This is a genomic window from Flavobacterium gossypii, from assembly GCF_014138495.1.
Lineage (GTDB): Bacteria > Bacteroidota > Bacteroidia > Flavobacteriales > Flavobacteriaceae > Flavobacterium > Flavobacterium endophyticum.
Map to the genome: position 1 here is coordinate 1 of NZ_JACJIS010000001.1, position 24,678 is coordinate 24,678.

At 37.7% G+C, this 24,678-nt stretch carries 21 protein-coding genes; 13 read left to right on the forward strand and 8 right to left on the reverse strand.

Annotated features, from left to right (window positions below; translation table 11 throughout):
* The first annotated feature begins 366 nt into the window (after positions 1-366).
* Positions 367-591, forward strand: a complete 225-nt coding sequence (locus GGR22_RS00005) for a hypothetical protein (protein ID WP_182492076.1) — start codon at positions 367-369, stop codon at positions 589-591.
* Positions 592-657: 66 nt separating this feature from the next.
* Here GGR22_RS00005 and GGR22_RS00010 read toward each other — a convergent pair whose 3' ends face one another.
* Positions 658-1,314: a DUF4294 domain-containing protein gene (locus tag GGR22_RS00010; protein WP_182492077.1), complete on the reverse strand. Its 657-nt coding sequence runs from the start codon at positions 1,312-1,314 to the stop codon at positions 658-660.
* 83 nt (positions 1,315-1,397) lie between these two features.
* Here GGR22_RS00010 and GGR22_RS00015 point away from each other — a divergent pair, with 83 nt between their 5' ends.
* Entirely contained in the window at positions 1,398-2,489 is a 1,092-nt protein-coding gene (locus GGR22_RS00015; RefSeq protein ID WP_182492078.1) for a M42 family metallopeptidase, read from the forward strand.
* Between the two features lie 68 nt (positions 2,490-2,557).
* Here GGR22_RS00015 and GGR22_RS00020 read toward each other — a convergent pair whose 3' ends face one another.
* The 4 genes from GGR22_RS00020 to GGR22_RS00035 form a co-directional block, all read right to left on the reverse strand.
* Positions 2,558-2,944 (reverse strand): ankyrin repeat domain-containing protein, encoded by a 387-nt coding sequence (locus tag GGR22_RS00020; protein WP_121377628.1) that lies wholly within the window; start codon positions 2,942-2,944, stop codon positions 2,558-2,560.
* A gap of 190 nt (positions 2,945-3,134) precedes the next feature.
* The gene (locus GGR22_RS00025; RefSeq protein WP_182492079.1) at positions 3,135-4,085 is read right to left on the reverse strand and encodes a phosphoribosylaminoimidazolesuccinocarboxamide synthase; all 951 of its coding nucleotides are present in this window, start codon (positions 4,083-4,085) and stop codon (positions 3,135-3,137) included.
* Positions 4,086-4,284: 199 nt separating this feature from the next.
* Complete coding sequence (locus tag GGR22_RS00030) at positions 4,285-5,079, reverse strand: T9SS type A sorting domain-containing protein (RefSeq protein ID WP_182492080.1); 795 nt, start codon at positions 5,077-5,079, stop codon at positions 4,285-4,287.
* Between the two features lie 113 nt (positions 5,080-5,192).
* A complete protein-coding gene (locus tag GGR22_RS00035; RefSeq protein WP_121377625.1) occupies positions 5,193-6,143 on the reverse strand; it encodes a PhoH family protein in 951 nt (316 codons plus the stop codon).
* Between the two features lie 107 nt (positions 6,144-6,250).
* On the opposite strand from GGR22_RS00035, the gene GGR22_RS00040 reads away from it, so the two are divergent.
* The 6 genes from GGR22_RS00040 (at position 6,251) to GGR22_RS00065 (ending at position 11,697) form a co-directional block, all read left to right on the forward strand.
* Positions 6,251-7,078: an SAM hydrolase/SAM-dependent halogenase family protein gene (locus GGR22_RS00040; protein ID WP_182492081.1), complete on the forward strand. Its 828-nt coding sequence runs from the start codon at positions 6,251-6,253 to the stop codon at positions 7,076-7,078.
* Between the two features lie 76 nt (positions 7,079-7,154).
* Positions 7,155-7,451, forward strand: coding sequence for a putative quinol monooxygenase (locus tag GGR22_RS00045; protein WP_121377623.1), 297 nt, complete (start codon positions 7,155-7,157; stop codon positions 7,449-7,451).
* Between the two features lie 90 nt (positions 7,452-7,541).
* Entirely contained in the window at positions 7,542-8,267 is a 726-nt protein-coding gene (gene gldF / locus GGR22_RS00050; RefSeq protein WP_182492082.1) for a gliding motility-associated ABC transporter permease subunit GldF, read from the forward strand.
* Complete coding sequence (gene gldG / locus GGR22_RS00055; protein WP_182492083.1) at positions 8,267-9,931, forward strand: gliding motility-associated ABC transporter substrate-binding protein GldG; 1,665 nt, start codon at positions 8,267-8,269, stop codon at positions 9,929-9,931. The genes gldF and gldG overlap by 1 nt, the downstream gene beginning before the upstream one ends.
* A gap of 97 nt (positions 9,932-10,028) precedes the next feature.
* A complete protein-coding gene (dnaN, locus tag GGR22_RS00060; protein WP_121377620.1) occupies positions 10,029-11,147 on the forward strand; it encodes a DNA polymerase III subunit beta in 1,119 nt (372 codons plus the stop codon).
* 10 nt (positions 11,148-11,157) lie between these two features.
* A complete protein-coding gene (locus tag GGR22_RS00065; protein WP_182492084.1) occupies positions 11,158-11,697 on the forward strand; it encodes a hypothetical protein in 540 nt (179 codons plus the stop codon).
* Between the two features lie 79 nt (positions 11,698-11,776).
* Here the strand turns inward: GGR22_RS00065 and GGR22_RS00070 are convergent, their stop codons facing one another.
* Both GGR22_RS00070 and GGR22_RS00075 read right to left on the reverse strand, forming a co-directional pair.
* Positions 11,777-13,147: an NAD-dependent succinate-semialdehyde dehydrogenase gene (locus GGR22_RS00070; protein ID WP_182492085.1), complete on the reverse strand. Its 1,371-nt coding sequence runs from the start codon at positions 13,145-13,147 to the stop codon at positions 11,777-11,779.
* An 11-nt stretch (positions 13,148-13,158) separates the two neighbouring features.
* Positions 13,159-14,007 carry a universal stress protein gene (locus GGR22_RS00075; RefSeq protein ID WP_182492086.1) on the reverse strand — a complete coding sequence of 283 codons (849 nt, stop codon included), beginning with the start codon at positions 14,005-14,007 and terminating at the stop codon, positions 13,159-13,161.
* 143 nt (positions 14,008-14,150) lie between these two features.
* On the opposite strand from GGR22_RS00075, the gene mnmE reads away from it, so the two are divergent.
* Entirely contained in the window at positions 14,151-15,566 is a 1,416-nt protein-coding gene (gene mnmE / locus GGR22_RS00080; protein WP_121377616.1) for a tRNA uridine-5-carboxymethylaminomethyl(34) synthesis GTPase MnmE, read from the forward strand.
* Between the two features lie 119 nt (positions 15,567-15,685).
* On the opposite strand, the gene GGR22_RS00085 is transcribed toward mnmE, so the two are convergent.
* Positions 15,686-17,563 (reverse strand): PAS domain-containing sensor histidine kinase, encoded by a 1,878-nt coding sequence (locus tag GGR22_RS00085; RefSeq protein ID WP_182492087.1) that lies wholly within the window; start codon positions 17,561-17,563, stop codon positions 15,686-15,688.
* An 839-nt stretch (positions 17,564-18,402) separates the two neighbouring features.
* Between GGR22_RS00085 and GGR22_RS00090 the strand changes: the two genes are divergently transcribed.
* From GGR22_RS00090 to GGR22_RS00105, 4 genes are all read left to right on the forward strand, one after another.
* Positions 18,403-18,768, forward strand: a complete 366-nt coding sequence (locus GGR22_RS00090; RefSeq protein ID WP_317169781.1) for a hypothetical protein — start codon at positions 18,403-18,405, stop codon at positions 18,766-18,768.
* Positions 18,769-18,937: 169 nt separating this feature from the next.
* A complete protein-coding gene (locus GGR22_RS00095) occupies positions 18,938-20,020 on the forward strand; it encodes an efflux RND transporter periplasmic adaptor subunit (protein ID WP_182492088.1) in 1,083 nt (360 codons plus the stop codon).
* Positions 20,021-20,052: 32 nt separating this feature from the next.
* The gene (locus GGR22_RS00100) at positions 20,053-23,220 is read left to right on the forward strand and encodes an efflux RND transporter permease subunit (protein ID WP_182492089.1); all 3,168 of its coding nucleotides are present in this window, start codon (positions 20,053-20,055) and stop codon (positions 23,218-23,220) included.
* Positions 23,213-24,652, forward strand: coding sequence for a TolC family protein (locus GGR22_RS00105; protein WP_182492090.1), 1,440 nt, complete (start codon positions 23,213-23,215; stop codon positions 24,650-24,652). The genes GGR22_RS00100 and GGR22_RS00105 overlap by 8 nt, the downstream gene beginning before the upstream one ends.
* Positions 24,653-24,678: the final 26 nt, after the last annotated feature.

Genomic DNA, 24,678 nt, shown 5'->3' on the forward strand with positions numbered 1-24,678 from the left:
TCGCTGCCGAAACTGCTGTCAATCCAATATGTCTATGAACGTGTTCTTCTATTCTTTCGCCTCTCTCGAAGCGGGTGCAAAAGTACGATTATTTTCCGAACCTGCAAGACTTTTGAAAAAAATTTTGAATCTTTTTTTCTCCAGCCCTTCCGGCCCCTTCCGATCGGTGTTTTGCGGACGGCAAAGATATGACCCTTTTCCGTTTCCTGCAAATCTTTTTCCGATTTTTTTTTCAGGCCTTCTGTTTCAGTACTCGGTAGGAACGTTGCTTGATTGCGGGTGCAAAAGTAGCCCCTTTTTCCGCTTTTCCAAACTTTCAGCATACTTTTTTTCAAAGTTTTTCGCAATGCGCTGGAACACAGTTTTATGGAAGCGGAAGTTTTTTCGGCTCCGCAGGAAGGAAACGGCGAAGCCGCGCGGGCGCTCCCTGAAAAAGGGCCGGAGAAGCCGGAACGGCCAGCGGCTTCTGTGCCGGAAAAGGCGGAAATATTAGGCAGGAAGCATCCAAAGGAGGATGAAAAACGTCGAAAAGCCAAACACCAACCTACTATTTTGACATATTTAGGTTCGGTTCTGATTATTGAACAATAAAAACTAGCAACTAAAAAAGGCAACCTATCTTTAGATTGCCCTTATACATATATATTATAGTATGTATTATGTTTTAGATTTTGCTACTTTCTCATTCCATGATTTAGAAAGTTCTTGATAGTTTATATTGATGCCTGGTTTTTGTTTGGGAAGCCTGCCTTCTTCAAAAGCTCTTACTAATATGGTTTCAATAAGAAAATCTTCGGCTATATTATAAGGATTGTACTGCGTCTTTAGATTTATACTGAAAACTCGCGCCGTCTTGTTTGCCCAGAAAGCTTTCCAGCCACTTTTTTGCTCTTTAATCAGATCGAAGGTAGTAGAACCCGTTTGCCTATGAATCAACTTCACCAATATCTGTCCGTCTCTTCGGGACAGCTTTTTCAGTTGGCCTTCAAATTCGTTTTCGAGATACTTCTCTACAATCTTGAAATATTTCTTTTTCTCTTTCTCAGTTTTCAACTTGGCCATTCCTTTATCTAAGGCGACCAATCTGTCTGCTGCAGTTTTCGCATACGGATAGACTCGCTGGACTCTTCGTTGTAAAACCAGAAAGTTCTTCTTGCTTTCTTCGTCAACTTCGCCTTTTAATATAAGTACTTCATCGAGCTGCACAACCTTGATCGTATCCGGCTCGTTTAAATACTCATCGTTTTTATCAACTTGTGCCTGCAGCGCATTGGATAAAAAGAACAGGATAGAGAAATAGTGTATAGCTTTCATTAAATTGACTGTTTGTTGTGTAAAATTATATAATATATGGATAACTGTTATTTCAAATTTATATTTTAGCGAAAAAATAAATTATGGCATCAAAATCTATATTAAAAAAGTCGTCTTTGACCTTTTTGGAAAACTACCTAAACAATGCTTCACCGACCGGATACGAATCGAACGGACAAAAAATCTGGATGGATTACCTAAAGCCATACGTTGATACTTTTCTTACCGATACTTATGGTACCGCCGTCGGAATTATCAATCCTGATGCCAAGTACAAAGTTGTCATTGAAGGGCATGCGGATGAAATTTCCTGGTATGTTAATTATATTACTGATAATGGCCTTATTTATGTTATCCGAAATGGCGGTTCTGATCATATGATTGCTCCTTCAAAGCGCGTCAATATTCATACCAAAAATGGAATCGTGAAAGGTGTTTTTGGATGGCCTGCTATTCACACTAGAAATCGCGGGAAAGAGGAAGCGGCGCGAATCGATAATATTTTTATTGATTGTGGATGCGAAACCAAAGAAGAGGTTGAAAAATTAGGCGTTCATGTTGGTTGCGTAATTACGTATCCTGACGAATTCATGGTCTTAAACGAAAATAAATTTGTTTGCCGAGCGATTGACAACAGAATGGGTGGCTTTATGATTGCTGAAGTAGCCCGACTGCTTCATGAAAACAAAAAGAAATTGCCTTTTGGATTATACATTACTAACTCCGTTCAAGAAGAAGTAGGATTGCGCGGTGCAGAAATGATTACTAAAACAATCAGGCCTAATGTTGCTATCGTTACTGATGTCTGCCATGATTCTACTACTCCGATGATCGACAAAAAAATTGAAGGTGATACTCAAATCGGGAAAGGACCTGTGGTAACTTATGCTCCTGCTGTTCAAAACAACCTGAGAGAGCTAATTATAAATACGGCTGAAGAGAAGAAAATTCCTTTTCAAAGGCTGGCTTCTTCTAGAGTTACAGGTACCGATACCGATGCTTTTGCTTACAGTAATGGCGGTGTTGCTTCTGCTTTGATTTCTCTTCCGTTGCGTTATATGCACACGACTGTTGAGATGGTTCACCGCGAGGATGTCGAAAATGTGATTCAGCTTATCTACGAGTCTTTGCTTAAAATCGAAAGTGATGAAACTTTTACTTATTTCGGAAAATAAGAAAACTTACTAAAACAAAAGTCCCGTTATTGATGAGATAGCGGGACTTTATTCTGATTGATGATTTGTTAAGCTTTTTTGTGGGCTTTTATAAGTTCAGCTGCTTCAGTAGCATTTGATAATTCTGCATGTTTTAATGCTGTAAATCCTTTTTCGTCTTTTGTGTTTACTCTGGCTCCGTTTTGCAAAAGCAGTTGTACGATTTCTACTTTGTTATAACGTGCAGCAAACATTAATGGAGTCATTCCGTTTGATGTTGCATTAACATCTGTTCCAAACTGGATCATTTTTTTTACGGTGTCAACATCGCCTTTAGCGATAGCTTGACATAAAGGGTTTACGCTTTTGCTTACAACAGCAATTTTTTCTGTTAGGCCGGTTTCAGTGTTCGCTGCAATAGCAACATTTCCAAATGCAAGTAATGCAATTCCTAAATAAACGATTGATTTTTTCATGATGATTGTGTTTTAAATTATTTTTTGATTTGATTGTATAGAATAGACGACGAACTTTATCTTTTGTTACAGCATTATTTTTTTATAACATAACTTTAACATTTCAGCTAACTAATTGCTTCTTTTGCTGTTACAAAGAACAAAAAAACCACGCAAAGCGTGGTTATTATAGAATTATGATTGTGTTAGATTATTTGTTCAGAAAGTCCAATACATTTTTTTCGATACGTTCATCTATATTGGAAACGTCTGCCTTGAAAAATTTTTCTCCTAGAATGTTTTCGTATAGCTCGATATATCTTTCTGAAACCGATTCAATATAGTCTTCTGTCATTTCTGGAATTTGCTGCCCTTCCTTACCTTGAAAACCATTAGCGATCAGCCACTGTCTTACAAATTCTTTCGACAATTGCTTTTGGGCCTCGCCTCGCTCCTGTCTTTCTTCATATCCGTCTTTGTAAAAGTAGCGAGAAGAATCTGGCGTATGTATTTCATCTATCAAAACAATTTTACCCTCTTTGGTCTTACCGAATTCGTATTTGGTATCTACTAAAATTAATCCTCTATCTGCCGCTATCTGCGTACCTTTATTATACAATACTCGGGTATAATTCTCCAATACTTCGTAATCTAGTTCAGAAACGATTCCTTTTTCAAGAATTGCTTCTTTAGAGATATCTTCATCATGTTCTCCATTGTCAGCTTTTGTCGTAGGCGTGATGATCGGTTCTGGAAACTTATCATTTTCTTTTAATCCTTCTGGCATTTCTACGCCACATATCATTCTTTTTCCTGCCGCATATTCTCTTGCCGCATGACCTGAAAGATAGCCGCGTATTACCATTTCGACTTTAAACGGCTCGCATAAATGACCTATAGCAACATTCGGGTCTGGTGTGGCGATTAGCCAATTGGGTACAAGATGTGAAGTCATTTCCATGAATCGGGTTGCAATCTGATTTAGAATTTGTCCTTTGTATGGAATTCCTTTTGGCAAGACTACGTCGAAAGCAGAAAGCCTGTCCGTAGCAACCATTACAAGAAGCTCGTCGTTGATATTGTATACTTCTCGGACTTTTCCTCTGTATACTGATTTTTGGCCTGGAAAATTGAAATTGGTAGCGGTTATGGTATTACTCATTTTTTTGGTTGTTGTGTTGTTGTTTGAAAGATACAAAAGTAATTTGTTTCGCAGAGATACACAAAAGAAGCAACAAAGTTTCACTAAGTTTATCAGAAAGGTTAGGTTATTTATTAATTCCGATCAGTCATAATCAAAAAGCCCAAGATAAACCCTACGGAATATCTTGGACTAAGCTTATGAAACAGAACGCTTACAGCTATTCTTTTATGATTTTGTAAGTTTCAGTTTTTGAATTCGTATTTATCTTTACTAAATAGGTTCCTCGCGAAAGGCTTGAAACATCTACTTGTTTATCTCCATCAATATCCATTTTTCTCATGACTTCTTGTCCCAACAAGTTATAGATGGCAATATTAGAAACTTCTTTTAGCCCAGAAATATTCAATACGTTTGTAACTGGATTAGGAAATAATTTCACTTTATCTTGACTTATATCCTCGGTGCTTAAAGCTGGGGGCGTTACCGTGAAATTGGTCACATCAAAATCTAAAACTTTTGGATCGGCCCAAATTCCGACACCAAAATATATCGTTTGATTTGCCGCCAAATCCGTTACCGTAACCGATAAAGTTCCTGTTGCAGTGTTAAACGATCCCGAATACGCTCCTGATAAGCAACCAGAAATTACCGTTCCATTGCAATCAGAAAAAGCCATCAAGCCCATATAATCTGTCTTGATAAGAATTTCAAAATACGCTGTTTCTCCTGCAACCGGTCCTGATGTATATTTAAACATATAATCATCACCTTGAGAAATAAATACGTCATCAAAACAAGTTGTGTTAAAACTTAGCGTGCTGCTAAAACCTCCTGTTCCTTGGCAGTTTGGTGCGGATGTTACCCAAGATCCGGGACTTCCTGCTCCTGGCGTGACAATATTAGGTTGCGTAAAGCCACTTGTTATAGGAATGGCATTGGCACATGAATATTGTCCATAAGAAGCTATTCCTCCTATAAAAAACGTAAAAAGTAATAAAGTAATTTTGCTCATAGTTTATTGATTTTAAGTATAATAATCTCAAATTTAGCTAATTACTTTTTATCACAACAAAAAAAGACAGCTTTTTAGAAACTGTCTTTTTTATAATTTATAGAAATCTACTTTTAATCGTGATTTTCAATCTGCTTATAGGCGTCGATTACTTTCTTAACTAATCTATGACGAACGATATCTTTATCATCAAGATAGATGATGCCGATTCCGTCAATATCTTTCAACACCAGAAGGGCTTCTTTCAAACCAGAAATCGTTCTTCTCGGCAAATCGACCTGACCGGGATCTCCAGTAATCATGAATTTGGCGTTCTTGCCCATACGCGTCAAGAACATTTTCATCTGGGAGTGTGTTGTATTCTGTGCTTCATCGAGAATAACGAAGGCATTGTCGAGCGTACGTCCGCGCATGAAAGCCAAAGGTGCAATCTGAATAATTCCTTTTAGGATATAATCTTCGAGTTTTTCATTCGGCAGCATGTCTCGTAGCGCATCATATAAAGGCTGCATATACGGATCTAGCTTTTCTTTCATGTCACCAGGAAGAAATCCAAGGTTTTCACCAGCTTCAACAGCCGGACGCGTCAAGATAATTCTTTTGACCTGCTTTTCTTTCAGCGCTTTTACTGCCATCGCAACACCTGTATAGGTTTTTCCTGTCCCGGCGGGACCAACGGCAAAAACCATATCGTTCTTGTTCATCGTATCGACGAGCAACTGCTGGTTTGGAGTCATCGCCTTAATGATTTTTCCTCCTACTCCATGAACCAAGATTTTGTCATGGTCGCCCATCCTTTCGATTTGCTGGCTTCCTCCTTCAATCACTCTTTCAATGACGTTATCGTCAATATTATTGTAGCGTGTGAAGTGGAGCATCAATCGCTGGAAACGGTTTTCAAACTCGTCTAAAACTTCTTTTTCTCCAAAAGCCTTAATCGTAGTTCCTCTGGCAACAATCTTTAATTTAGGATAATATTTTCTAATGGTTTCAAGATGAGAGTCTTGAGCGCCCCAAAAATCTTTTGGCGCGATGTCTACGAGTTCGATGGTTCTTTCGTTCAAAAGCTATAGTATTAAATTAAAAAATTATCTGGCTATTTTGTTAGCTTTGCATATCTCAAATTTAATAAAAATTTAGGCGCTTAGGCGTTAATGTTATAAACAATTTTATGTCAATAATTACCCTTACGACCGATTTTGGATGCAAAGACCACTTTGTCGGTGCTTTAAAGGGCAAGATTTATTCTGAATATCCTGATGTTAAAATTGTAGACATTTCGCACGAGATCGATTTGTTCAATGTTTCTGAGACAAGTTATATTATTGGAGCTTCGTATTCTAGCTTTCCAAAAGGAACTGTACATATAATAGGAGTCGATTCTGAATTACACCAAGAAACGCAGCATATTGCCATGCAATGGAACGACCAGTATTTTATCTGTGCCGATAACGGTATCCTAAGTATGCTGACGCAAAAGATCATTCCACAGAAAATCGTGTCTATTAATATTCACGACAGGCTAGCCATTAATGCTACAGCAATGGATGTTTTTGTAACAGTCGCTTGCCATGTTGCACGCGGTGGCTTGTTGAATGTCATCGGAAAAGAAATTACCAAGATAAAAGAAGTAACCGAATTACAGGCTGTTGTCAGTCAAGACAGCAGTTCTATTAAAGGCTATGCAATCTATATCGACCATTTTGGCAACGTGGTAACGAATATTTCAAGGCAGCTTTTTACCGAAATCGGAAAAGGAAGAAAATACGAAGTGAGTTTTAAAAATTATAAATTAAAGACCATCTTGCCGAATTATTCTTCGATTATTAATTTTGAGCAGAATTCCATGAAATTTTACGAAGGAAAGGAACTCGCTATTTTTAATGAAGCAGGTTTTTTAGAAATCGCAATGTACCGCAGCAATCCCAATTCTGTTGGAGGCGCTTCAAGTTTGTTGGGATTGAAATATCGGGATTTCGTAAGCATTAATTTTATTTAGCTTTAAGCTGTAGGCAATACGCTTTAAGCATACAAAAAGTCATAAATCAAAATTCATAAATCATATATCAAACATTATGTTCGTACGAATTGTAAAACTATCCTTCCATGAAGAAAACATTCCTGCTTTCTTGGAAAATTTCGAATTGATGAAGGAAAAAATACGAAATGCCCCAGGAAACCGTTTTCTAGAATTATACCAAGATAAAAACAACAAGAGCATTTTTTTTACGTACAGCTATTGGGAGACGGAAGAAGATCTGGAAAACTATAGGAAATCGGCTCTTTTTGATAGCGTCTGGACATTTACAAAGAAATTATTTAACGACAAGCCTGAAGCGTGGAGTGTGGATAAGCTGGTAACGCTTGAATAATTTTTGATTTTAGATTTTAGATTTTTGACGTAACTTGTCCCACTTCAAACATTCAACTATCAACTATAAACTATAAACTATAAGTTATAAATGAAGTCAATTTTACTACGAGAGATCAAATCCTTTTTCGGTTCGCCGATCGGTTATTTGGTTATTGCTATTTTCCTCTTGCTCAACGGACTTTTCCTTTGGGTTTTTGAAGGCGATTTTAATATTCCTAACTCTGGATTTGCAGACTTGAGCCCGTTTTTTACATTAGCTCCTTGGATCTTGATTTTTCTTATTCCAGCCGTAACCATGCGAAGTTTTTCGGATGAGAAAAAACAAGGAACTATCGAGTTGCTTTTCACAAAACCTTTAAGCATTTGGGAAATCGTAAACGGAAAATTCTTTGGCGCGTTCTTATTGATCGTAATCGCTATTATTCCGACTCTCATTTATGTGATTATGGTTTACAATCTTGGAAATCCAGAAGGAAATTTAGATTTCGGAAGTACCTTAGGTTCGTATTTCGGATTATTATTCTTGATTGCTTCTTATACTTCTATCGGAATTTTTACCTCTACGCTTTCTGAGAACCAAATTGTCGCATTTATAATTTCGGTGCTTTTGTGCTTTATGTTCTATTTCGGATTTGACGGAATTTCAACCTATGCTGGAGGATTCGACCTTGTTGTTTCATCAATTGGAATGGATTATCATTTCAAAAGCATGAGCCGCGGCGTATTGGATACGCGAGATATTCTTTATTTTGTAAGCATTACGATATTGTTCTTATCCTTTACTGCTTTTAAACTTAAATCTTTGAAATCGTAATGAAAGCCTCTAAGAAAAAAAGCCTGCAGCAGCTCGGCCTTATCATCATAGCCGTAATTGCGGTAAACATTGCCGGAAACTTCTTTTTTAAGCGATTCGACCTTACCAAAGACAAACGCTATACGCTGTCGAAAAGTACGCTCGACATGATCAAAAAAGTCGATCAGCCGTTGTATATCGACGTATTTCTTGACGGACAGTTTCCACCAGAATTTAAACGTCTGCAAGGAGAAACAAGACAGATGCTAGAAGAATTCAGAGCATATAACTCTAACATTATCTTTAATTTTACGGATCCTTTGGCCGACGAATCCAAAGCAGATCAATTTGTTGCCGAATTGTCGGGATTGGGCTTCTCTCCTACCAACATCCAAAGCAACAAAAACGGAAAAAAATCAATGATTCAGGTTTTTCCGTGGGCTATTGCGAACTACGGTACTAAATCTGTCCGCGTTCCTTTATTGATCAATAACTTCGGAAATAATGCAGACGAAAACATCAGCAAATCAGTACAATTGTTAGAGTTTGCTTTTGCCGATGCGCTTACGAAGCTGGCTACGACCGAAAAGAAAAAAATTGCTGTACTGAAAGGCAACGGCGAGATGAACGATAAATATCTGGCAGATTTTATCCTAAACTTAAAAGAATACTATCTGATTGGAGAATTCAATCTCGATTCGCTAGCCAATGACCAAAACAAGACGATGCAGAATTTGGCTCATTTTGATGCAGCTATCATTGCCAAACCAACCGAAGCATTTACAGATTCTGAAAAATACATTCTAGATCAATACATCATGAATGGCGGCAAGACGCTCTGGCTTATCGACAAAGTCGTGGCTGATATTGACAATCTTCAGAATGAGTCTCAGTCCGCTTTGGCGTATCCACTAGAGCTAAATCTTGACGATATGTTTTTCAAATACGGCATCCGTATCAATTACAATTTGGTTCAAGATTTATTATCCACGCCAATTACAGCGCGTTCTGAAAATGGAGACTTCCCTATCGACTGGCTGTATTCGCCTATCATAAAATCGGGAGAAAACCATCCGATAAATAAAAATGTGAACTTGGTAAAACTAGAGTTTGCCAACCAGATCGATACGCTAAAAAATAACATCAAGAAAACGGTATTGCTGAAAAGTTCTCCTGAATCAAAACTTGTCGGATCTCCAATTGAAATGAACCTGCATCAGTTTATGGAAGAGCTAAATGAAGCCGAGTTTTCAAAAGGAAACCAAACATTAGGTGTCTTATTAGAAGGAAAATTCACTTCGGCTTTTAAAAACCGGGTGAAGCCTTTCAAAGCAGACAAATCGCTTGACGAAGGAAAAAACAACAAGATGATTGTGATTGCCGATGGCGATATTATCAACTATACGTATGTCAACAAAAAACCACTTTTAAATGGTCTAGACCAATGGACACAGCAGATTTATGGCAATAAAGATTTTCTGATGAATTCTATAAATTATCTGCTAGATGACAACGGACTTATCAACATTAGAGGCAAAAATGTAGAACTGCCGCTTCTTGATGAAAAGAAAGTAACAGAAAATTATACTTTTACACAATTCATAACTATTGGATTACCAATTCTTATCCTCGCAATTTTTGGATTATTATTTACCTACCTCAGAAAGCGTGCGTATAGCAAATAATGTTAATAAATTGGTTTTGTTTTAGAATTAGTTTAAGATATATTTGTGCAATGTAAAATTTTGTAGTTTTACAATCCTTATTAAATAAAAGACGAAAATGAAGTTTATAGTATCGAGTTCATACTTATTAAAACAATTGCAAGTTTTAGGAAGCGTTATCAATAGCAGCAATACTTTGCCTATTTTAGATAATTTCCTTTTTGAATTGGATAACAATCAATTGACTGTTTCTGCATCCGATTTGGAAACAACAATGTCTGCTACGCTAGAAATCGATTCTACGAGTACCGGAAGCGTTGCTGTTCCAGCAAAATTGCTTTTGGAAATCTTGAAAACTTTTCCAGAGCAGCCGCTTACTTTTACGGTGGAAGAAAACAGCACGATTGAAATCAGTTCTAATTCTGGTAAATATGCCTTGGCATATGCTCCAGGCGAAGAATTCCCGAAATCTGTAAACCTTGATGATCCGTCTTCTACTATCGTGCCTGCTGGCGTTTTGGCAACTGCTGTAAGCAAGACCATTTTTGCTGCTGGAAACGATGACTTACGTCCAGTAATGTCTGGCGTATTTTTCCAGTTCTCTCCAGAAGGACTGACTTTTGTGGCAACCGATGCACACAAATTGGTAAAATATGCGCGAACTGACGTAAAAGCATCACAAGTGGCTGATTTTATCATGCCGAAGAAACCATTGAATATCTTAAAAAGTATCCTTGGAACTTCTGAAGCAGAAGTAAAAATCGAATACAACGATTCGAATGCAACTTTCTCTTTTGACAACTATGTATTGACTTGCCGATTGATTGACGGAAAATATCCAAATTATGAAGCAGTTATCCCAAAAGAAAATCCAAACAAATTGATGATTGACCGTTCTCAATTCTTGAGCTCGGTTCGTCGTGTTGCGATTTTCTCAAATAAAACCACGCACCAGATTCGTTTAAAAATTGCTGGAGCAGAATTGAATATTTCTGCCGAAGATATCGATTACTCAAACAAAGCGGAAGAGCGTTTGACTTGTGATTATCAAGGCGACGATATGCAAATTGGTTTCAATTCACGTTTCTTGACCGAAATGCTGACAAACTTGCAATCAGACGAAATCATGCTGGAAATGTCGCTTCCTAACAGAGCAGGTATCCTTACTCCTGTTGACGGACTAGAAGAAGGCGAAACAGTAACGATGCTTGTAATGCCGGTAATGCTGAACAACTAAAATCTTTTTTATGCGCAATATCATCAAAGTACTTCCTTTTTTAGCGGTTTTTCTTTTTCTGTCTTGTTCAGATGACGACGGAAGAACTTTAGGTGAAAACGGATTTACTTTTAACGGAGCTTTTCATGTTTTGAACAATGCTTTTGTTACGGATGATAATATTGTGGATGAAAATCCGAGCACCATTTCTATAGTGCTTTCAAATGTAAACCTAAGCGATTCTACTGCCGTATCGAATATTTCTAAAGTCTATTTTGATTTTAATGGTGTCAATTTGGAACCAGGAACTCTAACTGATATTCCTAACTATTCTATTGAAACAGGCGGCGCTTTTGTACAAAATGCAGAAGATGAAGATTTCACGTATACAAACGGTACTTTCTTGCTAAAAAGTTCAGACCCTGGGCTGACAGCAACTGAGAAAACGGTTACCATCAATTCTGTTACAGAAACTAAAGTTGACCTGACATTCTCGTTTACAAGAGCTGATGGCCAGACTTTTACAGGAAAATACAACGGATTATTTACTGACTTGAGCAGTACCGAATAAGCTACAACCAACCCTTTATACCAAAAAATTACCGTAGTCTCTTTGAGCTACGGTTTTTTATTTATAGGTAAGCTAAAAATTATTTGTCGCTGATGCGGATAAGCTTTTTATTAACGAACTCTTCAATTCCTAATTCTGACAATTCCCTGCCATACCCCGAACGTTTGGTTCCGCCAAAAGGCAAATCCGGACGAGATGCTGCATGTTCGTTGATAAAAATCATTCCCGTTTCAATCTGGCTGGCAACTTCGATTGCCCTGTCAATATTTTGGCTAAAGACAGAACCGCCTAATCCAAAAGTAGAATCATTAGCCAACGCAATTGCTTCCTTTTCGTCCTTTACTTTATAGAATGAAGCTACAGGTCCAAAAATCTCTTCATGATATGCTACCATTCCTGGCTTGATATCGGTTAAAATTGTAGGTTCAAAAAAAGCTCCTTCTCTGGCAATTCGCTTTCCTCCCAATACGACCTTCGCTCCTGCTTTTACGGTTTCATTTACCTGCTCTTCAATCTTCTTGGCAGCTTCCTCACTGCTCAAAGGTCCAACTTGAGTATCTCTTTCCATAGGATCGCCTATTTTCAACCCTGTGAGCTTTTCTTTAAACTTTTCCAGAAATTTATCAGCTACTTCTTCTACCACAATAATTCTTTTAGACGAGGTACAGGCTTGCCCCATATTGCCGAATCTTCCCTTGACGGCATTTTGTACGGCCTTGTCCAAATCAGCATCTTCTAAAACAATGAAGGGATCACTGCCTCCTAATTCCAAAACCGATTTCTTTAAGTTCTTTCCAGCGGCTTCAGCCAAACTAGAACCCGCTTTTTCGCTTCCCGTCAAAGACATACCGACAATTCTCGAATCTTCTGCAATTTTGGCGATTTTCTGGCTTGAAAGAAATAAATTAGTATAGATTCCTTCCTTAGCACCCGCTTGTCTAAATATTTCTTCTATGGCTTGAGCACATTGCGGAACATTGGAAGCATGTTTCACCATGATTACGTTTCCAGCCATAATATTCGGCGCGGCGACTCTTGCTACTTGATTAAAAGGATAGTTCCATGGCTCGACCGCAAGAATGATTCCTATCGGAGTGTATCGAACGAATGCCTTTCCATCTTTTACCTCAATAAGTTTGTCTTCTAAAAAAGTAGCGGCATTTTGGGCATAATATTCATATACCGAAGCGCACATGTCGATTTCTGCTTCGCTTTGGGCAATTAGTTTTCCCATTTCGAGCGTTATCAGTTTAGCCAGTTCTTCTTTTCTTTCGCGTAGTATCGACGCTACATTCATCAAAAGCTTGGAGCGTTCTTTTACTGGAACTGATTTCCAAACTTGATACGTTTGATCAGCTTGCGCTATTTTTTGCTCAACAGTTTCTGCCGAAAATTCTTCAAAAGATTTGACTTCTTTGTTATTATAGGGATTGATTGTCTGGATTGCCATTTTTTAATTATTTATGCATTAGTACTACTTCTTTCGTGTAGTGCCAACATTGGAATATCGATCTTATAGGACATTTTTTTTGTCAGACTTGAACTAAAGAAGTCTTCCCAAAAACCTCTTCTTTCCGTCAGCATGGTCAGCATATCGATATGCTGATTATTTATAAAATCCTGGATGGTTTCTTTTACGTCGTCATGAGGAACGACAAAAAACTGGACTGGCCAAGCACTGCAGCGACCTTCCCATATTTTAATCTCTTCATCTGAAATAGTAGAAGATGATTTCTTGACATATAAACTTTTAATAGAGGCATTAAATTTTAGTGCAATTTCGACTAAGCGTTCCAAAGCCTCAAAATCTTTTTCTCTATAAAGATTCGTGAAAGCAATTGTTTTTATTTTCTTGTATCTCGCTTCTATCGGAATACTCAGTACCGGAACCGTAAGTGAGGTTATAGCTTCGCCTGTCTGAGAACCAAAAAGCGAGTCAAACCAATTCGAAACGCCGCTTGTTCCCATAACTACTAAACTTATGTTGTGTTCTCCCACCGCATCTTGCATTGCAAAAGTTAGATCACCCGATTTGAGCAAGTGTGTTATTTTAATATGTCCCATTCCATGAGCATCGGCTATTCTCTGGAGTTTCGGAATATAATCTTGAAAATGGGCCATCTGCTGAAGCTCAAGCGAATCATACATTTCCTTAAAATTAATCGGAATTTCAGCCCCATCGATAATTGGCATATCAAAAGTATGAAGCAACATTATCTCTGCTTCAAGCGAATCTGCCATTTTCAGCGCGTAGAGAAAAGCATTATCAGCTATTTCTGAAAAATCTGTTGGAAAAAGAATGCGTTTCATAATACAAGTCGTTTTGTACATATAAAGTTACAAAAAAGTAAAGCCTAAAGAAAATCATACGCTTGAAGTTTGCTTTTATTTAACACTGTCGGTGGTTTTGCCACATAGCAACTTTCCTGCTATCTTTGCATAAAATAAAAAATATGCTTTCACAAGATACTATCGTTGCCTTGGCTACTCCATCAGGTGCTGGAGCGATTGCCATCATTCGGATTTCGGGAAAAGATGCACTTACAATTGCGGCTTCCTTATTTGAGTCGGTTTCTGGAAAAGACATCCTAAAACAGAAGACGCATACCATCCATCTGGGGCATATCGTTGACGGCGCGAAAGTATATGACCAGGTATTGCTTTCTATTTTTAAAGGCCCGAATTCTTATACGGGAGAAAATGTGATTGAAATTTCATGCCACGGCTCGACTTACATTCAACAGCAGATTATCCAATTGTTGCTCCGCAAAGGATGCAAGATGGCCGAGCCAGGAGAATTTACGCTCCGCGCTTTTATTAATGGAAAACTGGATTTATCACAAGCAGAAGCTGTAGCCGATCTTATTTCTTCAGAGAATGAAGCTTCGCACCAGATTGCCATGCAACAGATGCGAGGCGGCTTTTCTAATGAAATTGCCAAGCTCCGTGAAGAACTCCTGAATTTTGCTTCCTTAATCGAACTGGAATTGGATTTTGCGGAAGAAGATGTAGAATTTGCCGATCGTACGCAATTTCATGAGCTCTTGGAGCGCATCGAATTCGTTTTAAAACGACTTATCGACTCGTTTGCAGTCGGTAATGTTATCAAAAATGGTATTCCTGTTGCGATTGTCGGTGAACCAAACGTTGGGAAATCAACCCTATTGAATGCTTTGTTGAACGAAGAACGGGCTATTGTCTCTGAAATTGCTGGAACAACACGCGATACGATTGAAGACGAGCTTGTAATTAACGGTATCGGCTTTCGATTTATCGATACGGCTGGAATCCGAGAAACTGCAGATATTGTGGAAAGTATCGGAATCAAAAAAACTTTTGAAAAGATTGAACAGGCACAAGTTGTCGTTTATCTTTTGGACAGTTCTCAGATTTCTGATTTCAGACTTCAGACTTCAGAAAATAGCAGGCTGCATACTATAAAAATTGAAGTTGAAAAGATAAGAAATCAGTTTCCGCTAAAACCTTTAGTCATTATTGGAAATAAAGCTGATATGCTGACTGAATCTCAAATCGAAAATTTAAAATCTGAAATCCCTGAAATTCTTTTAATTTCTGCTAAAGAAAATACAAATATCGAAGACTTAAAAAATCAGCTGCTTTCCTTTGTGAATACAGGTGCCCTGCGAAATAACGAGACTATCGTGACCAATACAAGGCATTATGATTCCTTGTTAAAAGCGCTGGAAGAAATCCAAAAAGTCAAATTCGGGCTGCAAACTGGAATTTCAAGCGACTTGATGGCAATCGATATCCGCCAGGCTTTGTATTATTTTGGAGAAATAACCGGGCAAGTAACTAATGATGAGCTCTTAGGAAATATTTTTGCTAACTTCTGCATTGGGAAGTAAGGTAAGATATAAAAAACACAAAATGTCACAAACAAAAACCAGTTAAATAGTGGTTTAGCTGGTTTTTCATTTTATCGATGTTTTGTGATTCCTGTATCAATTTTGCTGGTTCTGAACTTCTAAATTGCGTTACCATCTCCAGAATTTAAGCCGTAAGGTATCGTTACATTTATTCTAGAGCCTTCGCCTACTTTGCTCAGTATCTCCACTTTGCCGTTAAATGCCTCCGCCCTGTGTATGATATTTGAAATCCCCAGTCCTTTTCTTTTTTGTTGTACATCATATCCCTTCCCATCATCCTCCACAGTGATATAAATACTGGTACCGTTAGCAGTTAAAGCTATTGTTACATTTTTGGCTTCGGCATGCTTAAGGATGTTTTGTAATTGCTCTTGGATAATTCTGTATATATTTAATTTTAGCTCATCAGAAAATTCGAATGGAATCGAATAAGAAAAGAAAATGCTTATCGAATTATCGGTATCGTGATTAATTTTATGTATAAGGTTAGTGATAATTTCCTCAAGCCCAGCTTCTGTCAAAGGTGTTACCAGATTTTGGCTTAGCAAATGAATTTCATCCATGGCTTTACTGATTTGGTCGATTGGTTGTTCAATCAGCTCTTTGACAGCTGGATTCTTGCGCCCGGCAATTCCAAGATGAAGTTTGGCACTAAACAAGATCTGATTTATATTATCGTGGAGTTCTTGTGCAATATAGTTTTTTTGCTTTTCCTGAGCCTTTATAATTGCCTTGGAAATTTTTTTCAGGGCTTGTATTTTCTGTTCTTTAATTTTAGCTTCAAGTTGTTTTGAGCTTTCCTCAGCTTCCCTGCGTTCTGTTATATCCTGCAAAATTCCGAAGAGCCGTATCGGAATGTTATTGGTACTGTATTCAAAACGCCATTCGATGTATCCGAATCTTTGTTGACCGGTGCTTGTTATAAACCGGAAATCCAGTTTTGCCACTTTGAAATCATATACAGCTTCTTTTATTAAATTTTCTGCCATCCCTTTATCTTCAGGATGGATGAAAGATAAAAAAAGATCAACGCTAGGCACTGTTGCTATTTTGTCAAGGCCAAATATTGTATATAATTGATCGGACCACGTATGAATATTTTTTTGAAGATCAATATCCCAGTTGCCCAAACGTCCTATTGCCTGTGCTTCATTCAACTTCATCTGGTTATCCAGAAGCTTTTGTTCCATAATCGTTTTTTGTGTAATGTCATTAATAATTACAATTCTTGCCTTTCTCCCTTCATGAGTAAAGGAATGCGCCGTTGCTTCCACAGTCAGTATATCTCCATTTTTTTTCAGGTGCCGCCAGCTGCCGTGCCTCGAGCGATAAGAATTTTGCCGTACTTGGACAATATCTTCCAGCAACACTGCTATATCTTCTTTTGGCCTTATATCTTTTATGGTCATGGATAAAAATTCATCCCTCGTATATCCATAGTGACTTACCGCAGCTTCATTTACATCAATAAACCGCAAGCTTTCAAAATCATATAACCAAATAGGAAGCGGGCTTTTGTAAAATAGAGTACGGTACTTTTTTTCACTTTTCGCAAGTTGAATCCTTATGTGTTTACTCTCAGTTATATCCTGGTAGAAAATGGTGAGACCTGTATCAGATGGATAAACTTTGACTGAAAACCACGTGCTCATTTCATTATAGTAATTTTCAAATTCCATTATATCACCCGATGCCATTGCCTTATGATATGTATGCCAAAAAATAGTGCCTACTAATTTAGGATGTACGTTCCAAAGTACTTTACCCAAGGTATCTTTCCTGCCAAACGGGTGGGTTTTAAGTGCTGCATCATTTAAAAAGGTATATCTCCATTCATTATCAACAGAAATAACTGCGTCCTTGATTCGGTTTAGGGTAAGATCCAGTTCCTTTTTCGTTTTTCTATATTTTATTAAATACAAGCTGACCCCTGCAGAAATAAGTAATATATAGATGATTAGTATAAAAATGTCCATAGGTGCCGTACTTTTAAATATTATAGTAATATGCAGATTTTGAAAGCTACACTGCAAAATAAAAAAAACTGCAAAGCTTTGGTTTTAAAGGCTCTATGGTTGTTTAAAAACTATTTAGTTTATTATAAAAGTAGAAAGATAGAGATGTACTCCTTTTCGAAACCCGCATATAACAGGTTTCATATTACTTTGGTTTCATGCACGTTTTGATGCAATTTTAACCGGCTCAACTAGTGGGCTAAAGATCTATATTACCTAATGGTAAATATACGGTATATTCTAAAGGGAAAATGTTTTCGTGGCGAAACTTATATCTGTATTTCTATATTAAAGCGGAATTGTGCTTTATAACTTTTCAGTTGATGATGCGCTGGAAGTGCAAGCGTGGCGCCCAAAGAAATTCTTATCGTATTCAAAAGAATTGCAAGCCTTACTGCTTTCTGTGATGGTATCAATTTAACCCTTAAAAACAGCCATCGAATACCATACTTCTTAAAGTCACCAGAAAGTCGCAAATTGACTTTATTTTTTAATGAATATTATATTTGTGTTATAATCAGCCTCAAAGTTCCTATACATCTCTGATATACAACTATTGGTTTGTTTGTGATATTTATCAATATTAGATAAAATGTTGTAACCCTATCTACCCTCACTACACTGAAATCAAGCGATATAAAAGCTTTTGAATTTTTATATCAGGAAATAATATCCACAACATTCATGAAAACGTTTTAGTTAAAATTACTTGTTAAAACGTAGCAAAAATTCTTTTTTTCTTTCAATACTTTGTTTACTTTTGGCGGCAAATGAAAAAGCTAGCTGTACTATTTGTTTATGTGTGTTTGCTTCTGTTAAGCGGGAGCCAATACGTTTATGCTAGTATCCAGCAATTTTCTACTTCTACGCACTCTTCTCATAGCTTAGAAAAAAGACATCGAGTAAAATTTACGAATCAAGATACCAGCAATTCGCTAATTGAAGACGCTTTAGATCTTGATGAAGAACACTTGGGCGGAGGAGATATAGACGATGGAATTTCAAGTAAATTTTTCATTACCAATTACAGCTTATTAGATAAATGGTACCTGACGCTCAGCGGTCGGTCACTTTTAAACCATTATCATAATAATTTTAAAACCTTCGCGCCATTTTGTGGCCAATCCAATCCTATTTATATTACTCACAGAGTATTAAGAATCTGAAAAGCGAGACACATCGGTTACCTAAAGCATGACCCAACATATCTTGCGGCTGTAAAGTAAACTTACTTCTCAAGCGTAGTCATGTATCACTGTGGTTACTGGTGTTTTTACATCTGAACAATCATTGCATTCCGATCATTCAATCGCTTAATTTCCATTCTTAAATACTATGAAAAGAATAGTCGTATTAACAGGCATTATTGCCTTGTTGTGCCTAACAAGTTGTGCAACTAAAGAAGAAAAAAAAGAAGAAGCCGACAAATTTACAGTGACGAATCCTGTAAAAATCGATACTACATTTACCAAGGAATATGTTTCGCAGATAAGATCTGTCCGAAACATCGAAATCCGTGCCCAAGAAAAAGGATTTCTACAAAACATTTATGTTGATGAAGGCCAGTTTGTAAAGGCCGGACAGCTGTTGTTCCGAATCATGCCAAAACTATACGAGGCAGAATTGCTTAAAGCCCAAGCAGAGCAAAAAGCAGCTGAAATAGAATTGCAAAACACTAAAATATTAGCCGATAAAAACGTCGTTTCTAAAAACGAACAGGCCGTTGCTCAAGCCAAACTTCAAGCCGCAAAAGCTGAAGTTGCATTAGCAAAACTTCATTTATCATTCACAGAAATCAGGGCGCCATTTGACGGAACTATCGACCGTATCCCGCTCAAGCTAGGAAGCCTTATCGAGGAAGGCGAATTATTGACCAGCCTTTCTGATAACAGCCAGATGTTTGCCTACTTCAATGTATCAGAACCAGAATACCTTCAATATCAAACTGAGGTAAAAGATCGTGCAGAAAGCAAAGTAAACTTGCTTTTAGCCAATGGCGAATCTTTTAAATACAAAGGAAATGTAGAAGTTATCGAAAGCGAATTCAATAACGAAACGGGAAATATTGCCTTTAGAGCTCGATTCCCCAATTCAGAAAAATTGCTTAGAAATGGCGAAACCGGAAAAGTGCAAATGATGGTTCCGTTGAAAAATGCTATTGTAATTCCGCAAAAAGCGACTTATGAAATTCAAGATAAGAAGTATGTTTTTGTGGTAGGCAAAAATAATGTGTTGAGCTCAAAAGAAATTACTATTACCGGCGAAATTCCAGATTTGTATGTGATAAGCAGCGGCCTTACCGCAAATGATAAAATCTTGTTGGACGGTATCCAGAAAGTAAAAGATGACGAAAAGATTTCTTACGGATATGTTGCTCCTAAAACGGTGATGAATAATTTGCGCTTAAAAGCAGAATAGGTCTATTGTTTTAATCATTAAAAATTACAAAAATGTTTAATAAATTTATTCAAAGACCTGTACTGTCGATAGTAATATCGCTAATAATTGTCTTTTTAGGGGTATTGTCGGTAATGAATTTACCTATTACCCAGTTCCCTACCATCTCCCCTCCGATGGTTAATATTACCGCAGATTATCCGGGATCTAATGGTGAGCTAATGATCAAATCGGTTATTATTCCTTTAGAAAGAGCTTTAAATGGAGTTCCGGGAATGAAATACATGACTTCTGATGCTGGAAATGACGGTGAGGCAAGCATACAAGTAGTATTTAATTTAGGAACCGATCCTAATCAAGCCGCCGTTAACGTTCAAAATCGTGTCGCTTCGGTTACCAATAAGCTGCCTCCGCTGGTCGTAAGAGAAGGTATAAAAATTACCCGTGAAGTTCCGAGTATGTTGATGTATGTGAATCTGTATAGTACGGATAAAAATACCGACATGAAGTTTCTATACAACTATGCCGATATCAATGTGCTTTCAGAATTAAAAAGGGTTAATGGTGTTGGTTCTGGAGATATTTTAGGAACACGTGAATATGCCATGCGTATCTGGTTAAAGCCTGACCGCATGTTGGCTTATAAAATATCGGCCGACGAAGTAATGGAAGCATTATCAAGTCAGAGTTTAGAAGCCTCACCTGGTAAAACGGGTGAAAGTTCGGGTAAACGTTCTCAAGCGTTTGAATATGTATTAAAATACTCTGGACGTTTTACGACCAAGGAACAGTATGAAAATATTGTTGTACGATCGAATCCTAATGGAGAGCTTTTACGTCTGAAAGATATTGCTAGCGTTGAATTTGGCAGTTCGATGTATGATATTTATTCGAACTTAAACAGCAAGCCATCTGCGGCTATCGTACTAAAGCAATCTTTTGGAAGTAACGCAAACCAAGTTATTAAAGACGTAAAAGCCAAGCTCGAAAAAATCAAGCAAAAATTCCCAAAAGGAATGAATTATGAAATTTCATACGATGTCTCTAAATTCTTAGATGCCTCGATCGAAAAAGTAATCCACACTCTGATCGAAGCCTTTATTTTGGTAGGATTAGTGGTCTTTCTTTTCTTAGGCGATTGGCGCTCTACGGTTATTCCGGCAATTGCAGTACCCGTCTCGCTGGTCGGAACGTTTGTGTTCATGCAATTCTTCGATATTTCCTTGAACTTAATTACGTTATTCGCCTTGGTGTTAGCTATTGGAGTCGTCGTCGATGATGCGATTGTGGTTATTGAAGCCGTCCACGCCAAGATGGAAGAAGAACATCTCTCGCCATTTAAAGCGACAAAAAAAGCGATGCATGAGATTGCTGGAGCTATTATCGCCATTACATTCTTAATGGCTGCGGTATTTATTCCAGTTGCCTTTATGTCGGGTCCTGTGGGAGTTTTTTACAGACAGTTTTCGATTACGATGGCAACGGCTATTATCCTTTCAGGTGTAGTGGCTTTGACTCTGACACCGGCTCTTTGTGCAATGATGCTAAAAAACAATCATGGCAAGCCTAAAAAGAAAACACCCGCAAACAGATTTATCGACGGTTTTAACAACAAGTTCAATCTAGCACAAGGCAAATACCAAAATGTACTAGGCAAAATCGTAAATAGAAGAGCCGTTACTGTTATCGCGTTGCTCGGTTTTTGCGCGGGAACATGGCTGATCAGCAGTACCGTTCCTTCTGGGTTTATTCCGAATGAAGACCAAGGAATGTTTTATGCGATTATTCAAACACCTCCAGGTTCATCATTAGAAAGAACAAATAATATCGCAGAAAAACTGCAAAAAATAGCGGAAGGCATAGAAGGAGTAAAATCGGTTTCTTCACTGGCAGGTTATGAAATTTTGACCGAAGGTACTGGAGCCAATGCAGGAACATGTTTGATTAACTTAAAAGACTGGGAAGACAGAAAACAATCTGTACAAGAAATTATGACAGAATTGGAAGAAAAGTCGAAAGATATTCCAGGTGCAAATATTGAATTTTTCCAACCGCCAGCAGTTCCAGGCTATGGAGCAGCCGGAGGATTTGAACTTCGTCTGTTGGACAAAACAGGTTCTAGTGATTTCAAAAAACTAGAAGAGGTAAATAAAGAGTTTGTAGAAGAATTGAGCAAACGCCCTGAATTGTCTAACGTATTTAGCTTCTTTAGCGCCAGTTTCCCTCAATACATGATGAAAGTTGATAATGATTTGGCACAACAAAAAGGAGTTTCTATCGAAAACGCCATGAACACTTTGTCGACTCTAGTTGGAAGTAATTACGAAATTAGTTTTATCAAATACGGAATTAATTACAAAGTAATCGTTCAAGCGGCTCCAGAATATCGTGCACAACCTGATGATATCTTAAAACTCTATGTGAAGAATAATAAAGATGAGATGGTGCCTTATTCAGCCTTTATGAAATTAGAAAAAGTATATGGTCTTTCAGAAATTACAAGACACAATATGTATACTTCGACTGAAATTAGTGGTGGACCTGCTCCTGGATATAGTTCGGGTACGGCGATTAAGGTTATCCAAGAAGTGGCAGAAAAAAAATTACCTAGAGGATATGATATTGACTGGGCGGGTATTTCTGCCGATGAAGTAGCACAAGGTAATCAGGCTATCTGGGTATTCTTGATTTGTTTGGGATTTGTGTATTTAGTTTTGGCAGCTCAATATGAAAGCTTTATTCTGCCGCTATCCGTAATTCTTTCCTTGCCAGCAGGTATTTTTGGTGCTTTCCTTTTGCTAAAATTAACCGGATTAGAAAATAACATTTATGCTCAGGTTGCCATGGTAATGCTTATTGGTTTATTGGGTAAAAATGCCGTATTGATTGTAGAATTTGCCATACAAAGGCACGCAGCCGGCAAGTCCGTTTTAGAAGCTGCCATGGAAGGAGCCAAAGCAAGGTTCCGTCCTATCTTGATGACTTCATTTGCCTTTATCGCCGGATTATTGCCTCTTGCATTTGCGACAGGTCCTGGTAAAATTGGTAACAGAACCATTGGTACTGCTGCTGCTGGAGGTATGCTTATAGGAACTATTTGCGGTGTGTTTGTAATTCCTGGATTGTACTACATTTTCGGTAGAATATCAGAAAAATACAAACTGGTAAAACATGAAGAAGAAAATCCATTAACAGAAGAAATTGATAACAATCATGTATAAAATCAAATTATATCAATACAGTATAGCTTTAGCACTTTGTCTTGCCGTAATAGGCTGCAAGGCACCGCAGACTATAGCCGAAACGCCAAGCAAACCTCTTCCCGAAGCATTTGGAAATGTAAAGCCAGAGGATACCACTACTATTTCTACTCTAAAATGGAACGTTTTCTTCAAAGACCAAAATCTTGTCGAGTTGATTGATGTTGCCCTGAAGAATAATCAGGAACTGAACATGACGTTGCAGGAGATAGAAATTGCAAGGAATGATATCCGTGTCCGCAAAGGCGCTTTATTACCGACAGTTGGTGTTCGTGCTGGAGCTGGACTAGAAAAAGTAGGCCGATATACAAGCCAAGGTGCTGGTGATGCTTCAACAGAAATAAAACCAGGAGTTGAAACACCAGATCCACTACCCGATTACACAATCGCTGCCTATGCGAATTGGGAAGTTGATATCTGGAAAAAACTGCGCAATTCTAAAAAAGCTGCAGTAAACCGATATTTAGCTACGGTTGAAGGCAAAAACTTCGTCATTACCAATCTTATTGCTGAAGTTGCCGATTCTTATTACGAGCTATTGGCCTTAGATAGCCAGTTGGATATTGTAAGACAAACTATTGCTTTGCAGACCAACGCTTTTGAAATCGTAAAAGTTCAAAAACAGGCCGCAAGAGCAACAGAATTGGGCGTTCAGAAATTTCAAGCAGAAGTCTTGACTTCAAAAAGCTTAGAATTTAATATCCTTCAAAGAATTAAAGAAACAGAAAATAAAATCAACTTTTTGTTAGGACGCTATCCGCAAGAAATCAAAAGAGATAAAACCAATTTTACTGATTTATTGCCAGCAGCCGTAAATTCTGGAATTCCATCTCAATTACTGACGAATCGTCCCGATGTAAAACAAGCTGAATTAGAGCTAGTAGCTGCAAAACTAGATGTAAAAGTGGCTCGTGCCGAATTCTATCCTTCACTTGATATTTCTGCCGCTTTCGGCGTACAGGCATTCAAGCCAGCTTATTTGTTTACATTCCCTGAATCAATTTTGTATTCGTTGGCAGGCGATATTGCCGCACCTTTGATCAACAGAAATGCTATCAAAGCTGAATTTTCAAGTGCCAATGCAAGACAACTTCAAGCCTTATACAATTACGATCGTACGGTTTTGAATGCCTATCTAGAGGTTTCAACACAGCTTTCTAAGATCGATAACCTCCAAAAAGGCTACGATTTAAGATCACAGCAAGTAGATGCCCTAAATAAATCTATTGATGTTTCCAATGATTTGTTTAAATCTGCCAGAGTCGATTATTTCGAGGTTTTGATGACACAAAGAGATGCCCTAGAAGCTAAGCTAGAATTGATAGAAACCAAAAAAGAACAGCTGAATGCAGCAGTTCATGTGTATAGAGATTTAGGCGGCGGCTGGAAATAGGCTAATACCTAAAACATAGTTTTTCT

Coding starts and splice junctions, on each gene's coding strand:
- gldG (WP_182492083.1), top strand. CDS start 8,267: ATGAAAGCCTCTAAGAAAAAAAGCCTGCAGCAGCTCGGCCTTATCATC.
- GGR22_RS00010 (WP_182492077.1), bottom strand. CDS start 1,314: ATGAAAGCTATACACTATTTCTCTATCCTGTTCTTTTTATCCAATGCG.
- GGR22_RS00070 (WP_182492085.1), bottom strand. CDS start 13,147: ATGGCAATCCAGACAATCAATCCCTATAATAACAAAGAAGTCAAATCT.
- GGR22_RS00020 (WP_121377628.1), bottom strand. CDS start 2,944: ATGAAAAAATCAATCGTTTATTTAGGAATTGCATTACTTGCATTTGGA.
- GGR22_RS00075 (WP_182492086.1), bottom strand. CDS start 14,007: ATGAAACGCATTCTTTTTCCAACAGATTTTTCAGAAATAGCTGATAAT.
- GGR22_RS00040 (WP_182492081.1), top strand. CDS start 6,251: ATGTCAATAATTACCCTTACGACCGATTTTGGATGCAAAGACCACTTT.
- GGR22_RS00100 (WP_182492089.1), top strand. CDS start 20,053: ATGTTTAATAAATTTATTCAAAGACCTGTACTGTCGATAGTAATATCG.
- GGR22_RS00095 (WP_182492088.1), top strand. CDS start 18,938: ATGAAAAGAATAGTCGTATTAACAGGCATTATTGCCTTGTTGTGCCTA.
- GGR22_RS00045 (WP_121377623.1), top strand. CDS start 7,155: ATGTTCGTACGAATTGTAAAACTATCCTTCCATGAAGAAAACATTCCT.
- GGR22_RS00025 (WP_182492079.1), bottom strand. CDS start 4,085: ATGAGTAATACCATAACCGCTACCAATTTCAATTTTCCAGGCCAAAAA.
- GGR22_RS00015 (WP_182492078.1), top strand. CDS start 1,398: ATGGCATCAAAATCTATATTAAAAAAGTCGTCTTTGACCTTTTTGGAA.
- mnmE (WP_121377616.1), top strand. CDS start 14,151: ATGCTTTCACAAGATACTATCGTTGCCTTGGCTACTCCATCAGGTGCT.
- GGR22_RS00065 (WP_182492084.1), top strand. CDS start 11,158: ATGCGCAATATCATCAAAGTACTTCCTTTTTTAGCGGTTTTTCTTTTT.
- gldF (WP_182492082.1), top strand. CDS start 7,542: ATGAAGTCAATTTTACTACGAGAGATCAAATCCTTTTTCGGTTCGCCG.
- GGR22_RS00030 (WP_182492080.1), bottom strand. CDS start 5,079: ATGAGCAAAATTACTTTATTACTTTTTACGTTTTTTATAGGAGGAATA.
- dnaN (WP_121377620.1), top strand. CDS start 10,029: ATGAAGTTTATAGTATCGAGTTCATACTTATTAAAACAATTGCAAGTT.
- GGR22_RS00085 (WP_182492087.1), bottom strand. CDS start 17,563: ATGGACATTTTTATACTAATCATCTATATATTACTTATTTCTGCAGGG.
- GGR22_RS00005 (WP_182492076.1), top strand. CDS start 367: ATGGAAGCGGAAGTTTTTTCGGCTCCGCAGGAAGGAAACGGCGAAGCC.
- GGR22_RS00105 (WP_182492090.1), top strand. CDS start 23,213: ATGTATAAAATCAAATTATATCAATACAGTATAGCTTTAGCACTTTGT.